The following is a 15495-nucleotide window of genomic DNA, read 5'->3' on the forward strand; positions in this document are numbered from 1 at the left end:
CGTTATTATCGCCGCCGTTGTTGTCGCCGCCGTTATTATCGCCGCCGTTGTTGTCGCCGCCGTTGTTCTCGCCGCCGCCGTTATTGCCGCCGTTGTTCTCGCCGCCGTTATTATCGCCGCCGTTGTTGTCGCCGCCGTTATTATCGCCGCCGTTGTTGTCGCCGCCGTTGTTCTCGCCGCCGTTATTATCGCCGCCGTTGTTCTCGCCGCCGTTGTTCTCGCCGCCGTTATTGTCGCCTTCACCATCTCCGGGGCTACCGAGACCTTGGCCAGCGCTCTGCGACACCTGCGCAACGGGAAGATTGGTGAGAAGCAAAGCAACCTCGGGGCATTGCTCTGTCAGGTATGCTAAGATTTCTGCGTAGTCGTCTCTTTGCTGTAGGGTCTGGCCAAAACGGTTACCCGCTTCGGTCTGCCAATCTACCCCACATAGATGTTTTTGAAGTCCGAATGATTGCGCCTGGGACAGGACAGGAGCAGGAGTGACAACTGGATCTGAAAGAGAGCCGGCATGGGCGTAGCCTCCGCTTGCGACCAACCAGGAGGAAATTGCAATTGTGGAGACGGTTCTGGATTTTACTTTAGAAAACATATTCTTCATTTCGGCATTTCTTCGTGACGCTAGCGACGAGTATGAAACCAGCAGTCTTGCCAATCTCCTGCCACATTCCTCGAAGGGCACTCGTCAAGTGGTGCAGCTGTTCTTTGTTATAGATCAGCTACTTGTACGTATTCCTGGACTTGCACGCTAAGTTGCTTTTCAGAATTGTGTCAAATTTTTGCAATTTTTTTGCGGGGAATTCTTGAGAAGAAGAAACACTATTAGATGGTTTCGGAGATTGTACACTGGCGCGCCACAATCGATGATTCGTTCCTTTTTGCGCTGTTTTTTTTGACAGTTAAATTCTGGTTCTTTCCCACTGAGGTCTTCATGGGTAGGTGCGCACCATCCAAGAACGAATGCGCTTCTTGGATAAGGCGCCCCTGTTGATCTGATCTCGAGGCTTGCTTCCACGCCATGGCGTCCAGCGCGGTGTCTGAAATTGGCAGGTAGGCCATTCGCAGGCGAGGGACGATACCCTTGGTTGCTTCTGGTGATCTGCGGTAACGTTCTTTGAAACACAAACCAGTCACAGGTCCGGACGGCAACGGATGAGCAGTTCAGAGACAACGATTCGCGCGAAGCTCGCGTTTTGGTGGCGTCAAACCTTTGTTGATCTCGCCTCTCAATTGCGTTGGTCTTATCTTCCCCCGCTCATGGTCTATTTTGCCGCCGGCGTCTCCGGGCTGACCTCCGTCGTTGGTGCGTTCTTTCTGAAAGAATACCTTGATCTATCTGCGGCCTTCATCGCAGGTCTCTCCTTCTGGGCCGGCTTGCCGTGGATCCTGAAGATGCCAATTGGGCATCTGGTTGATCTTTTCTGGCGATGGAAAGCGTTGTTTGTCCTGCTGGGTGCGGGGCTGATCACGGCATCTTTGCTGATCATGTATGGGCTTGTTTCTGCGCCGGCCCAAATGAGGAGCGTCCTACCGATCGAGGCCTGGTATGTCATTGCGGTGTTGCTCGCTCCCTCTGGCTACGCACTTCAAGACGTTGTCGCTGATGCAATGACCGTCGAGGCGGTGCCACGGACCAACAAAAGCGGCGAGGCATTCTCCGAAACGGACGCCCGTGCCATGCATACGACGATGCAGACCTTGGGGCGTATTGCGATCATTTCTGGTTTGTCGGCGGTTGCTGCCGTGAACATCTGGATTTTCTCAGGAGCTGACACGCTTGGTGATGCAGAGCGACTTGGGCTTTACGGCCGCGTCTACCTCATGGCGCTTGCGATCCCTGTGATATCCGTGAGTGGGACCATCCTGCATGGTATCCTGCAGAGACAGCTTTTGCGACAGGGTCGCGCCTCCTCTGGCCCGGACGAAGAAACGCAAGTTAATTGGTTGATTCTGGGCGGCGGGTTGGCGTTTGTTCTTTTGAGTATAGGGCTGGGGACATCGCAGCTTGCTTACGCGCAAGAGCTGCTTTTTGGAATGTCGCTTGCGGTCATTATCTTCTTAATTTCTCGCCTTATCCGCGAGCTTGAGCCAGACCAGGCGCGCGCCTTGATTGGCACGGCAACGATCATTTTTGTGTTTCGGTCGGTGCCGCTCCCGGGGCCAGGTCTGACATGGTTTGAGATCGACGAGCTCAAGTTTGATGAGAGTTTCTTATCCGTCCTGGCGCTCATCACCTCTATTCTGGCGCTTGTTGGCCTCTTTGTGCTGCGCCCTTTGATGGCCCGCCGATCCATCGCTCATATTGTGATACTTCTGACGATCGCGGCCGGGCTCCTCGCCTTGCCTAATCTTGCTCTTTATTACGGGGTTCATGAGTGGACAGCGGCTCGGACGCATGGGATTGTGGATGCGAGGTTCATCGCTGTTTTGGACACGGCGATTGAATCGCCTTTGGGTCAAGTCGCAATGGTTCCCATGTTGGCTTGGATTGCACGCAATGCCCCTGCACATCTCAAAGCTACGTTCTTTGCGGTTATGGCGTCGTTCACGAATATGGCACTGTCGGCCGCGAGTCTTGGGACAAAATATCTCAACCAGTATTTCTTGATCACCCGCGCTGCCGTTGATCCAGAAACAGGCGCGATCGTTTCTGAGGCGGATTACTCCGAGCTGGGGCATCTGCTCGTGGTTGTTGGGCTTCTTACAGTTGCGGCGCCTCTGCTCACGGTATTTGCCGTCCAGCATTCCCGCTTCAAGACGGGAGACTGAGGCATCTCTTTGATTGAAGGAAAGTGAGCCGTTCGAACGGATGGCGGTGCTTGCACAGTGTGGATGGTCTTGAGCGCCCGACCCGTAGAGGGGTACGGGTTCCGCCACCCACTATTTGACGATGCGAGCACAGAATGCGCAGACTAGAGCTTGGACGAGACTTGTCGGGTCACTTTGGATAGCACGTGCAGATCGCCACCCTGAATGTTCAGAATCTGAGGCTGCGGCAGAGGCAGGGTGAATACTTTCTTCATGGCGCTTGGGATACAGACAGTCCTGAGGATCCCGAGTTGGACCCGATTGATCGTTGTCTGACGGCGGAGCTTTTGGCGGACATCAATGCCGATGTCTTGGCGCTGCAAGAGGTCTTTGATCAGAAGACGCTCGAGTATTTCCATGATGAGTTCTTGCTCCCGACGGGTATTGCCCCCTATCCGTACCGCGTTTGCCTGCCCGGGAATGATGGCCGGGGTCTTGATGTGGCTCTCATGTCTCGGTTGCGCCTGTCGAACATCGAAAGTCATGCATCGCTTGTACCGGCCGACCTGGGCTTTCCTGCGCCTCCGGGAGTGAGCGCCGACTTGCCTGTCTTTCGGCGCGACTGTCTCACGGCTACCGTTGGTGCGGTGACACTTTTCGTGTGTCACTTTAAGTCTCCTTATCCAGAGCCCCGCAAATCCTGGACAATCCGGAGGCTAGAAGCGCTTGCGACCCGGCGGATTATTGAACGCAAGTTTACGCACCCGAGACCTGATCTTTGGCTCATTCTCGGAGACCTCAACGAGCCAACACGTGAACGCGGAGAGACTGAGCGCGCGATATCCCCATTGGAAAGCGGGTTTGCATCAGACCTGATGTTGCGGATACCTAAGCCAGATCGCTGGACGTATTTCGATCCCCATTCTGGGCTCTATCACTGCCCAGATGCCCTTCTTGCCTCTCCTGCGTTGGCCGAAAGATTTCCTGACACGGTGCCTTTGATTGTACGGAAAGGGTTGGGGCTGGAGGTGGAAAGGTTTCGCGGATCACATCTTGCGAGTGTTGGTGAGCACAGGCCGCATGCAAGCGATCATGCAGCGGTTACCGTCGAATTCCAGGGTCTTTGAGGAGGTCTAATTCCGATGCTGTTAGCGTCTGACGGATCACTTCCCGGATGGAATGATCTCGTTTCAAGTGAAACTCCACTCAAATACTTTCGTTGGGTGGAATTCGGCTCCATCGCTAATTTCGGAGAGGGCGATTTTATTTTCTATCTATTGGAGATAAACCACCGGCTTCTAGCCGGTTTGCTTCAACGTCTCTTTTAGTGATTTCTCCTCCTGCATGTTGAAGCCCGCGGAGGCAGTGGGGTTTCAACATTCAGGAGGAGAGTTCATGCGTTACGAAGGACGGTCTTCAACCGATTCGAAAAACGGAATTCAGAGGAGCAGAGCGACTAGGCCTGAGCTTGCAAATATGAAGGCCACCTTTGCGAGACGCCGAAGGCCCAAAGCTCTCTGCTCGCGAAGGAATGCGCCGCTCTTATCAGGATAGGGATAGGCGTAGCATTTTCCTTGCATCTGTTTCCTCATTCCAAGATCGCACATTTGCCAGTTGATAGACCAATAGCAACGGAATGCGCTGCGAATAAGGCCGAATTTTGTCGCGACTGCCTTATTGGCCATTCAAGAAACAGCGGTATCCCGAACTTCTTAAACCCGACGTAGCCTTTCTACAGCAAGGTCACGATCCTGCCTCATTTGTGACTTGTTCCGGATTGATCATGTTCCGGAAACAGTAACGAGGACCCAACGGGTTATGGGTACGCTATCTCTGACCGCGCAAGACGTGAATGGTGATCCGCTGACGTCAGGCGGTAATATCAACATTGTGAATGGATCAACGACCGGCCTCACATTCGAAGACGACGACTATCAGCTGTTCACACCAGCAACTGGCGAGCTTGTCTCATTGGATGGGGGAACGACCTATCTGACATATCAGTTCCTCGGCTACGGTGACGTTCGCGGGGATCCGTTACAACACGGAGCATTTATCCGTGTGGACTTGGGGGGTGGATTATTCCAGACCTTCGCTATTGACATGAATGCGGATGGTGATGCGCTACCAAATCTATCCACAGGCAATACGAAACTAGCGGTCGCAGACCTCGACACCAGCACGCCTGAGCGCTTTCCGGCACCAGCTTGTTTCGTTCGAGGCACCTTAATTCGGACAGCCGATGGGCCGAAAGCGATAGAAAACATTCTTCCCGGTGAAATGGTCTGGACAGCTGACAAAGGGATGGTCCCGGTCAGTTGGATTGCGAGCGAAACGGTCAGCGGCAATGGGAAGTCCGCGCCCATCCGCTTTGCAAGCGGAAGCTTTGGGAACGCCTCCGAACTCTTAGTGTCTCCCAATCACAGAATGCTTCTCACCGGCTACGGCCCCCAGCTCCATCTAGGAGAAGACGAAGTCTTCGTTGCAGCGAAACATCTGGTCAATGGAACTTCTATCATATCAAGACCATGCCTCTCCGTGACCTATTTCCATCTCCTCTTCACGCAGCACGAGATCGTTGAGGCAAATGGCGCGCTAACAGAGAGCTACTTCCTAGGTGACTTCGATCAGGAGAAGCGGTTTGCCAACGACAAGGGCATGATGCAGGCGATCGTGTCTGGCTTGGAAAAGCGAACTTCGCCCGCTAAATTGGCGCGACCTGATGCACGTATAGCGGAGGCCGTCTTGCTGGCGGCTTGACGCCATCCCGCCGGGGCCCAATTCGTCATCAGCGGCATCTTCAGATATATATTTCTCGACGGGATCGTCATGAAGCGCTCCTGGGCAGGTGAGGTCCGCAACGTCTCGCTGCTCGTGGCGATCGGTGTCACCTCCGACGGCTACAGGGAGATACTCGGGATCATGGAAGGCCCCAAGGAGGACAAATCCGGCTGGTCAGCCTTCCTGCGCCACCTGGCCGATCGCGGGCTCTCAGGCGTGCAACTGATCATCTCGGACGCTTGCAGAGGGCTCGTCGAAAGCGCCGCTGAGGTCTTGCCTGACGCCCAGTGGCAGCGCTGCGTTGTTCACTTCTACCGGAATGTCTTCAGCCTTGTGCCGTCCGGAAAGGTCCGTGACATCGCCCGAATGCTGAAGGCCATCCACGCCCAGGAGAACCGAAAGGCCGCTGCCGAGAAGATGAAGGCGGTGATCGCCGATCTGCGCGCCATGAAGCTCAACAAGGCGGCAGAGCTGCTGGAAGAGAGAGGCCACGAAACGCTGACCTACTACGGCTTCCCCGACAGTCATTGGATCAAGCTGAGAACCAACAACCCATTGGAACGCATCATGCGCGAGATCAGGCGACGCACCCGCGTCGTTGGCGCGTTCCCCGATGGGAAGTCCTGCCTGAACCTGGCCGCCGCTCGCTTGCGTCACATCGCCGGAACACAATGGTCCACCCGAAAGTACATGAACATGACACCGCTATTCGCGGATCAAACCCACGGAGCCGTCGTCGCGTGAAAATCAAATGTGCGAAAGATCTTTGACACTACCGATGGACTTGCTCGGTGAGACACGCCAAATTGTAGCTATGCGCTTTATTTACTCTGCTTTTTACTCAGCCCTTGCATTGTTTTTATTGCTGGCACCTGTCCAAGCCGGCGAGATACTTCTAACCGAAGAAGATCTTGTTCCGACTCCGGGAGATGTGTTGGTCGCTTCCCGTCTCCAGTTGCCCGAACCAAGAGACGATGTGCCCATAATAGGCCCCACTAATAGGCAAGCCGGTGCACGTCTGGTGAGAATCCTCAGCGGCCAAAATAGCATCAACGGCTTTCGCGGAGTTCTCTATGACAATCGCGATCGCGGTCAGTCGCTTCTGGATCCGGAACTCTACCCCAGCCTGACACATCTTAAGTATGATTTGGACACGTCGGCTGATGACCTAGACTTTGGCCTCGCTGGCAAAATCGTATTTCCTGCAGTGGTTCTTGGTAATGCGTCAACCCTGGACGAAAACATCCGGCCACCGCGTAGCCTGCCCCGTATCGCGATGACGGATATGTCTTGGCACATGAAGTCGGCAGCGCTTTACACAAACAACCATATCTATGTTTATCCAGCCTATCGGGATCATGGAGCGGAAGATCGGTTTCCGATCAACTGGCCGTACATGATTGCCAGTGAAGGGGGGGTAGGTTCCGAGCAGCCGTTCATAAACGCTATGGCTCTAACGCTTGCGGCGCTGCCTAGAGATACGTTCGCTTTTCTAAAAGAGAAAGGTCTAATTGCGCCAACGGTTCAGATGATACTTCGTCGCAACCTTGCAACTGTGTCTTCCCGAGAGGACTATCTTACAGGTCTGGCGCACCCGGCTGCCTTCGATGGGCGGCTCATTCGGTCAGACAGAATGGTGGCCCAGGCGTCTAAGATGCGCCCGGAGGACATTCCACCAACGGTGCACCTGCAAGTCGTTGAAGAAGACTTTTCTGATACTGCTGGTCTTGCGGGGTTGAATGAACGCGTGATGGATACGCGCGCCGCAATTGGTCGTGTTTGGCGTAGCTTTGCGTGGGAACGTGAGATGGTGGTAAGCGCCAAAGACACCACGGATCCGAATGACAGACCTCTGACATTCGAATGGAAACTTTTGCGCGGTGACCCAGGGCGCGTATCGATCGAACCTCAAGGTCCCGATGCGAGTTCGGCCCGAATACGCGTTGCATGGCATGACGTTTGGCATGAGCCGATTGCGGGCAACAGAAAAAACCAGACGCGCGGAATGTCCCGGGTCGACATTGGCGTGTTTGCAAACAATGGAAATTACGACAGTGCTCCATCGATTATTTCAATCGATTTCCCGGAACATCAAATTCGTCAGTACGACAGGGGCACCGATGGAGCGATGCGTCTTGCGTCTGTCGATTATGATGCAGAGGCGCGAAAAGCCTTTTTGGACCCCCTGCTTTACTGGACGGCACCATGGAAAGATACGGCTCGTTATGACGAGAACAACAACCTGACTGGCTGGGACAGGCAGTTTGCTGTTGGTACCACTGACTTTGTGCCACACGACCCTCCTGGGCAAAGCTGGCGCTACGAAATTGACACCAGCGAGAATAGTGCTGCCCTTACAATGGTGGCTGCAAAGGACGCCCCCGCGGTCGAAAGCGTTGCACCCTCGGCAGAATTTGCGCCCGCAGCGATCGAAGAGTCAGAGATTGTTCTTACTTTGAAGAGCGTCGGAAACGTCAGATCGATCGCCAGGGCGGACAACAGAAGCAGGAATGACTTGGCCGCCCCGGTTGTCGTTGATGGGGAGCTTTACATCGTCGACAAGAGTGCAGGGGCCGTTCACAAGTTTGATGAAACGGTTTCCGGAGGGGCCTCCGCGGAGGTTTTTAATGTCTTTTCGGACCCTCCGGATGATCTCTCCTTTGACTACGTCAGGGCTATTTTGAACGTGGCTGATGGACCAGGAGAATCCGTCTACATGGTCTTTACAACGGATGATCTGCCTGTAGGCGTCGTTCCTGAGCCTTTGCCCAATGTCGATGCATACCAGAAACGCAGGACGCGTTATCAAATTATCTACAAATATGAATTCAATCCATTTGACGGAACGGACGGTGAGCCAGCGCCCGTTTTGCTCGCCGCGTTCGAGCAGATGATCGCCGGGCACAGGGGCGGCGGGGTTCTAACTTTGCCAAATGGCGATTTGCTTCTCGCGCGGGGCGACAACCTGGGCTCCAATCGCGATGGTTTGACCTTTGCACAGGATGACGGCTTCACTCTTTCAAAGCTGCTGATCATTGATCAAGACACAGGCGCAATCAAAATTGCTGCAAAGGGCGTGCGGGAGGTTCAAGATATTGTGTTCACTGACAGGGCCAAAACGAAAATCGCTTTTGCAGAAATGGGGGCGAAGGTTGCAGACGAAATCAACGTCATTGCACTGGCCGACCTTTTGAGTGACCGGGAAATTGAAAACTTCGGTTGGGGGCGCGTTTCGGGCGATGCCAGCGATGGCATCGGTGTCGATGGAACAGCACGAGAAGGCATGTTCTATATTAATGGTGGTCACACTGAGAAAGCCGGAACGGATCCAGTTGCGATTGGACAGGCTCCGCTGGGCGAAGCTGGTTTCGTTCAACCGTATGCGCAGATGAGGCCACAGGGGGCAGAAGCATTTGGTCTAAGTGGGCCTGTTTACTCGGATACTCACTTCAAAAAGATCGAAGCCCTGTTTGGGGATCTTGTTTCCGGTGATTTACTCGCGACGTTGCGAGATGATCCTGCCGAGATCAAAACGGTATATCGTTTGAACTTGAAAGACCCATCCGGTTCTCCAGTGGATTTGTTAGAAGAAGCCAATGAAATAGGCCTGAACCGCGTCGACGTCAGGTTCTTTACTTTTCCTGACGGACAGCCAGGGCTGTTAACCGAGCAGACAGGCGAGATTTATCGCCTTTCCGAAGTGACTGATTAGACGAGAACTTTATTGTAACTTTGACCAAGACAAGATTGTTGAGCTTGCTTGAGTTTAGGCGGGCAAGGAATATGCTCCGAAGTTTTGATCATGGATTCCAAGTCTGATTTGTTGCCTTTGGTTGCTTCGACCCCGAAGCCCAACCAGAGAACCTTTGGCGAGTTGTTCGCAACTTCCCTGACCGTCACGTCGAGCGACTGACAATGAAATCTGTTCCATCCCCACGACCAGCGGTGTGTACGTTGGCGTCGGGATGCTACCCATACCGGGCCGCAGCGGAGGAAGTTCAATTTAGCTCCGGTCGAGCAAACTGCGTTCCTCAGTTTGAGGAAAATCAAGGCGTCACCCTGTCTTTTTTGCATTCTCAAAACGCATGCTGTTTACACGAATTGAGAAGGTTCAGAAAATGGTCGAAGACAGAAAGACACCGCAATTGATCCCTGGAACAAATCCGCTGGCTGACAACTTTCGGCGTGAGATGGAGACCATGATGTCCCGGTTCTTTGGGGGGAGTTCCCCGTTCTTGCCCTTTGAGACCAAAGCACAACGGACAGGTTTTCCCTCCCTGGACATGACGGGTGCGATTTCACCTGCGATTGACATCAATGAGACCGACACAGCCATTGAATTGACGGCGGAGCTGCCCGGTCTTTCCGAGGACGACGTTGAGATCGAACTCAAGGACCGTCGGTTGACCCTGCGAGGTCAGAAGAAGGTCACCCACGATCAAAAAGGCGATCTGCACATTAGCGAGCGCAGCTATGGTAGCTTTTCCCGGGCAATGATGCTCCCTGACACGGTTGATATCGAGAAGATCTCTGCCGAATTCGACAAAGGCATCTTGCGCGTCAACATGCCTAAAACCGAACCCAAGGACCCCAGCCGGAAGATCAAGGTTTCATCAAAGTAACTGCCCATCAATAGGGAGAAGCTTCGGAGAGATAGCTCTTCGAACACGAAGGGGGGTGCCACATTGAAATCAGCGTGTGAGTTACATAAATGTCCGCCGCGTAAAGAATAAGGAGGTTCGAATGACTGAGACCATCGAGAAGGAGACGTTTTCCTTCCAGACCGAAGTTGGTCAGCTTCTAGAGATCGTCGCGGGCTCTCTGTATTCTAACCGCGAGGTGTTTTTGCGGGAGCTTGTCTCCAACGCCTCCGATGCCTGTGATAAGCTTCGTTATGCGGCACTGACGGACTCAAGTCTGGCACCAGCGCAGGATCTCGCAATCACGCTTGAAATCGACGCCAAAGCGAAAACGCTATCTGTTTCCGACAACGGCGTTGGCATGAACCATGCTGACCTTTTGGAGACGCTAGGAACCATCGCAAAGTCAGGTACAAGCGCCTTTATCGAAGCGCTGAAATCCGAGCAGAAGGATGCCCCAGGACTGATCGGCCAGTTCGGCGTTGGGTTTTATTCGGCGTTCATGGTCGCGTCCCAAGTGGACGTGGTCACCCGCAAAGCGGGTGAAACGGAAGCCTGGCTCTGGTCTTCTGACGGCAAAGGGTCTTTCACCATAGAGCCAGCCCAGCGAGAAGCCTCTGGCACAACAGTAATCCTGCACCTCAAAAAAGACGCGAAGGAATTCGCTGAAGAAGCCCGCATCCGGCACATTATCAAAACCTATTCCGAGCACATCAGTTTCCCGGTGAAACTGGGTGACGAGACGCTCAACGCGGCTGAAGCGCTTTGGACCCGCCCAGCGAAAGACATCACCGACGAGCAGTACAACGAATTCTATCGTTACAGTGCACACGCGTTCGATGCGCCCTGGCATGTGATGCATAACAAAGTCGAAGGTGCGCTCAACCACACCAGCCTGCTTTTCGTCCCCACTGTTCGGCCTTTTGATCTCTTTGACGCTGAGCGCAAAAGCCATGTGAAGCTCTACGTCAATCGCGTGTTCATCTCCGAGACCACGACGGATCTCGTTCCGGCTTATTTACGCTTCCTACGCGGCGTCGTGGACAGCCAAGACCTCTCGCTCAACGTATCGCGCGAGATGCTTCAGACGGATCCGAAGCTCGCTAAAATCAAGACCCAGGTCACGAAGAAGGTTCTCAGCGAGCTGAAGAAAAAGGCCGCGAAAGCCCCTGACGAATACGCCAAGTTCTGGGACAATTTTGGCGCAGTTCTGAAAGAGGGGTTGGTTGAAGACCCCAGCATGCGGGATCGTATTCTTGAGGTCTGTCGTTTCACCTCCACCGGTGCAGACGCCCTGACCAGCCTTGCGGGATACGCTGAGCGCATGAAAGAGGGACAAGAAGCGATCTTCTATATTGCAGGCGAGAATGCTGCCAAACTGGCTCAGTCGCCTCACATCGAGGGGTTTAAAGCCAAGGGTGTGGAGGTTCTACTTCTGTCAGACCACGTGGACGAGTTTTGGTTGCAGCACATCACCGAGTTCGATGGGAAGCCCCTCAAATCCATTACCCGCGGCGCAGCTGATCTCGATCAGATCAAGGCTGACGAAGCAAAATCAGAAGAAAAGACCGAAGAGGCTGACCTTTCAGCCCTCATTGCTGCGATCAAGGTTGAACTCGGCGAGACTGTCAAAGACGTGCGCCCGTCTAAACGTCTGACGGACAGCCCCGTTTGCCTCATCGCCGATGAAGGTGATATGGATGTCAATCTGGAACGTCTGCTCAAGCGCCATGGCCAACTCGAACACAGCATGCCGCGGGTGCTCGAACTCAATCCAACTCACGCAATCATCACGACGTTGGCAGAGCGAGCCAAGGCAGAGAGTGCAGGTGCCGATGACCTTCTAAAGGATGCGGCCCACCTTCTGTTGGACCAGGCGCGGATTGTCGAAGGTGAAAGCCCAACCGACCCATCCGCGTTCGCGCGGCGACTGGGTGTGGTTATGGCGCGGGCTTTTGGCACCTGAAGGAGGAGCGTAGCACAGCTGAAAGCCGCTTACTCGAAGACCGGGATGGTTTGTCGCCCTTGTGTGCTTCGACCCTGAAGCCCAACCAGAGAACCTTTGGCGAGTTGTTCGCAACTTCCCTGACCGTCACGTCGAGCGACTGACAATGAAATCTGTTCCGTCCCCACGATCAGCGGTGTGTACGTTGGCGTCGGGATGCTACCCATGCTGGGCCGCAACGGAGGAAGTTCAGTTTAGCTCCGGCCGAGCAAACTGCGTCCTTCAGTTTGAGGAAAATCAAGGCGTCACCCTGTCTTTTTTGCATTCTCAAAACGCATGCTGTTCACACAAATTGAGAAGGTTCAGAAAATGCTCGAAGACAGAAAGACACCGCAATTGATCCCTGGAACAAATCCGCTGGCTGACAACTTTCGGCGTGAGATGGAGACCATGATGTCCCGGTTCTTTGGGGGGAGTTCCCCGTTCTTGCCCTTTGAGACCAAAGCACAACGGACAGGTTTTCCCTCCCTGGACATGACGGGTGCGATTTCACCTGCTATTGACATCAATGAGACCGACACAGCCATTGAATTGACGGCGGAGCTGCCCGGTCTTTCCGAGGACGACGTTGAGATTGAACTCACGGACCGTCGGTTGACCCTGCGAGGTCAGAAGAAGGTCACCCATGATGAAAAAGGCGATCTGCACATTAGCGAGCGCAGCTATGGCAGCTTTTCCCGGGCAATGATGCTCCCTGACACGGTTGATATCGAGAAGATCTCTGCCGAATTCGACAAAGGCATCTTGCGCGTCAACATGCCTAAAACCGAACCCAAGGACCCCAGCCGGAAGATCAAGGTCTCATCAAAGTAACTACCCATCAATAGGGAGACGCTTCGGAGAGACAGCTCTTCGAACACGAAGGGGGTGCCACCTCAGATCACAACTTCCGCCTGCTCCTTTCCCGGATACAGGGGCAGGCCCGTCAAAGTGTGATCGCCGTATCCACGCGATGCCTATCTGCGGCCACAACGATCGCTTCACCGGAGCCCTGCGCAGGGTGGTCCTGAATTTGGAGTGGGTTACCAAACGCGGGAGGCAGAAATTGGCATGGACCGCTTGCTTAGCTAGGTAATCAGATGATTTCTAGTCGCCCAGTCGCCAGCGCTGCGGCAAAGATTAGGCCATTGGCCACCATGTGCGCCAGGATCGCATCGGTGATGCGCCCGCCAGGCCTCGCGGTGAGCCAGGAGAACATGAGGCCTGCTATGAATGCTTCTGCCCAGCGGTCGTGAAGGAGTGCAAAAAGCGCGGCTGACATCAGCCCGGCCCCAATGGCTGAGCCGAGGCGAGCGCGGAACAGGCCCTCAAGATAATCGCGGAAAAACAGTTCCTCGAAGACCGGCACAAGAAATGTGGTGCCGATACCCCGCACGATGAACCACAAAATTAGAAGGCCCCCGCTGAGAGTGCCGTAAGGAGCCGTCTCTGCTGGGGCCACAGGGATCAAAACCCAGTAGATCGCGATGACTGCGCCAACGCCCACTGCTGGTCCATTGATCCGCCAACCAAGCGCACGATAAAGCCCCCAGAATGGCATCATTACTGCTGCAACAGCGAGGGCCCGAAGCGGATAGACCAGCCCCGGGCTGGTTGCAAAAGTCGAGGCCAAAAGAGCACCAAACATAAAAACAGCGAAGGGCAGAATACAAGCCACGACAGGGTCCTGCCAGAATGGCACAGGGTTTGCTCGGACAGGCACAGATGCGGTGTGGGAGGTTGCGCGCTTCAGTGCAGGAACGGTCTGGGCTAGAGTAATGATGCCTAGGGCAACGAATGTGAACATCAGCCAGCCCGCGTGGGAGTGAAAACCGCCGGCAGCAAGTTCAGGGTTGCCTTCAAGTCCGATGACCAAGAGCAAGGCGATACGCAGGGCATTGAAGATCGCCGAGGCGGCGAGACCCAATGGGTAAAGCAAAAACGCCCTTGGAAACCGCAGATCTGCTCGAAAGAGCCAGAGGTAGAGGGTAACGAAGAGCGTAACTAAGGCAAAGCCTTCGACGCCGGAACACGGTGTCCCGATGGCGATAAAGAAATCATTCGCACCGATCCACTTTTCTTCCGCATTGGCCTGTACCTCGTATCCGAGCGTGTCGATGATCCAAGTTACGACTGAAAAGGTGATACTTGCGATACCGTCCAGACCGCCCCAAAGAACGCGGAACTTGATGGCAATCCAAGGTGTGGCAATGCCGGCGACTAAAGCGACGATAAGGACGCCGCCGGTCTTGGTGAGGAAACTACGCCAAGCGGGAATTGGGGCCAGGCAGAGTGCCAACCCTCCGAGCAGAAATGCCATGCCCACGGTCCAGAAGGCAAACGAGGGAAGGAGCATGTTTCGTGCTTCGCCTTCGACCAGGAAAGCGAGTGGCGCAAAAGCAAGCCCAACGCCAGAGACATTTGTTGCAAGCGGCCAGCCACCTAGTCGCGCCTCAGCCAGAAGGGCTTTGAACAGCGCCGGGCGGAGCATGGCAATGAGCACGAGTGCTCCCACAACACAGTAGAGTGAGACAAGCATCAGGCTGGCGCTGAGGCAGGCGAATTGCGGCCAGTTTGCTTTACAAGAGAAAGGAATAAGGTGGTTGTAGGTAATTCCGATTGCACCCAGCTCAACCACAAGCAAGAGCATTAGGGCAGCCAACAAGCCGAGGGGCAGACTGCGATCAGATGAATTAGAGTGGGGATCGGTCAAAGTGCTCATATGCGCTTCAGTGGCAGGCAGTCGACAAGCGTCAGAATTCAACCCCACCCATTCGTGCCCGCCGCAGAAAGGCGGGCCCGTTCAATTTCGTTCCAGACCGCTAAAAGCGACTAGCCTGCGCGACGGCGGCGCTCCCAGACCAGAAGCATTACGGCGCTAAGCGCCGCCACAGCAGCCATTCCTTCAAGCGCGCTAATTTCCGGCACTCGAACGCATTCGGCTCCAGTCTGGCAATCTATCGCGAATGCAGCTGGCGCGGACGCAAAAAACGCCATGACACCAAAGATAAATTTGTTCATTGCAATATCCCCCTAGGATGATTGTTACACTTTTTTGTTCATCACGGCCTTCACCGCGATCTCGAGAAGTTCCCGAAGATTTCTCTTCGGAACTATACAGCTGGCCTCAGATAGACCGAGACCTGCGAGGGGTTTCCACATTTTGTTCAGCACAAACACTCGTATTTTGTTCCAATAATGAACGGCTGCTGCTGAGAAGCAGGATCTGTCAGAACGTGAACCCCATAGGCGACACATTATCGTCTTAGAGCGGTTCCATCTTTCGTTGAATCAAAGGGGATTCCCATGAGGTGTGTTTTCTGATTCATCCTGTTCAGGAGG

The 15495-nt window shown here is 54.3% G+C and carries 10 protein-coding genes and 1 pseudogene; 8 read left to right on the forward strand and 3 right to left on the reverse strand.

The features are described 5' to 3' along the window. Window positions 1–601, reverse strand: a 601-nt coding sequence (locus AB2B41_RS21800; protein WP_367879939.1) for a hypothetical protein, incomplete at its 3' end; no start/stop codon positions are given. A 551-nt stretch (window positions 602–1152) separates the two neighbouring features. On the opposite strand from AB2B41_RS21800, the gene AB2B41_RS21805 reads away from it, so the two are divergent. The 8 genes and pseudogenes from AB2B41_RS21805 (at window position 1153) to AB2B41_RS21840 (ending at window position 12987) form a co-directional block, all read left to right on the forward strand. Next, complete coding sequence (locus tag AB2B41_RS21805; protein WP_367879940.1) at window positions 1153–2769, forward strand: MFS transporter; 1617 nt, start codon at window positions 1153–1155, stop codon at window positions 2767–2769. A 185-nt stretch (window positions 2770–2954) separates the two neighbouring features. Continuing rightward, entirely contained in the window at window positions 2955–3875 is a 921-nt protein-coding gene (locus AB2B41_RS21810; protein WP_367879941.1) for an endonuclease/exonuclease/phosphatase family protein, read from the forward strand. 691 nt (window positions 3876–4566) lie between these two features. Beyond that, complete coding sequence (locus AB2B41_RS21815; RefSeq protein WP_367879942.1) at window positions 4567–5508, forward strand: Hint domain-containing protein; 942 nt, start codon at window positions 4567–4569, stop codon at window positions 5506–5508. 45 nt (window positions 5509–5553) lie between these two features. Further along, window positions 5554–6273 (forward strand): annotated as a pseudogene (locus AB2B41_RS21820) (IS256 family transposase); the annotation flags it as partial. A gap of 70 nt (window positions 6274–6343) precedes the next feature. Beyond that, entirely contained in the window at window positions 6344–9241 is a 2898-nt protein-coding gene (locus AB2B41_RS21825; protein WP_367879943.1) for a PQQ-dependent sugar dehydrogenase family protein, read from the forward strand. Between the two features lie 373 nt (window positions 9242–9614). Beyond that, entirely contained in the window at window positions 9615–10151 is a 537-nt protein-coding gene (locus AB2B41_RS21830) for an Hsp20/alpha crystallin family protein (RefSeq protein ID WP_367879944.1), read from the forward strand. A 121-nt stretch (window positions 10152–10272) separates the two neighbouring features. Continuing rightward, complete coding sequence (gene htpG, locus AB2B41_RS21835; protein ID WP_367879945.1) at window positions 10273–12135, forward strand: molecular chaperone HtpG; 1863 nt, start codon at window positions 10273–10275, stop codon at window positions 12133–12135. 315 nt (window positions 12136–12450) lie between these two features. Then, window positions 12451–12987, forward strand: coding sequence for an Hsp20/alpha crystallin family protein (locus AB2B41_RS21840; RefSeq protein ID WP_367879946.1), 537 nt, complete (start codon window positions 12451–12453; stop codon window positions 12985–12987). Between the two features lie 262 nt (window positions 12988–13249). On the opposite strand, the gene xrtE is transcribed toward AB2B41_RS21840, so the two are convergent. Beyond that, window positions 13250–14875, reverse strand: coding sequence for an exosortase E/protease, VPEID-CTERM system (xrtE, locus tag AB2B41_RS21845; RefSeq protein WP_367879947.1), 1626 nt, complete (start codon window positions 14873–14875; stop codon window positions 13250–13252). A gap of 110 nt (window positions 14876–14985) precedes the next feature. After that, window positions 14986–15174, reverse strand: a complete 189-nt coding sequence (locus tag AB2B41_RS21850; protein WP_367879948.1) for a hypothetical protein — start codon at window positions 15172–15174, stop codon at window positions 14986–14988. Between the last annotated feature and the right edge of the window lie 321 nt (window positions 15175–15495).

It is taken from the genome of Sulfitobacter sediminis, from assembly GCF_040811725.1.
GTDB classification, from domain to species: Bacteria; Pseudomonadota; Alphaproteobacteria; order Rhodobacterales; family Rhodobacteraceae; genus Sulfitobacter; species Sulfitobacter sediminis.

Bases quoted from the DNA above. Each gene is read 5' to 3' on its own strand.
- AB2B41_RS21815 (WP_367879942.1), top strand. From the start codon at position 4,567: ATGGGTACGCTATCTCTGACCGCGCAAGACGTGAATGGTGATCCGCTG.
- AB2B41_RS21805 (WP_367879940.1), top strand. From the start codon at position 1,153: ATGAGCAGTTCAGAGACAACGATTCGCGCGAAGCTCGCGTTTTGGTGG.
- AB2B41_RS21850 (WP_367879948.1), bottom strand. From the start codon at position 15,174: ATGAACAAATTTATCTTTGGTGTCATGGCGTTTTTTGCGTCCGCGCCA.
- htpG (WP_367879945.1), top strand. From the start codon at position 10,273: ATGACTGAGACCATCGAGAAGGAGACGTTTTCCTTCCAGACCGAAGTT.
- AB2B41_RS21840 (WP_367879946.1), top strand. From the start codon at position 12,451: ATGCTGTTCACACAAATTGAGAAGGTTCAGAAAATGCTCGAAGACAGA.
- AB2B41_RS21825 (WP_367879943.1), top strand. From the start codon at position 6,344: ATGCGCTTTATTTACTCTGCTTTTTACTCAGCCCTTGCATTGTTTTTA.
- AB2B41_RS21830 (WP_367879944.1), top strand. From the start codon at position 9,615: ATGCTGTTTACACGAATTGAGAAGGTTCAGAAAATGGTCGAAGACAGA.
- xrtE (WP_367879947.1), bottom strand. From the start codon at position 14,875: ATGAGCACTTTGACCGATCCCCACTCTAATTCATCTGATCGCAGTCTG.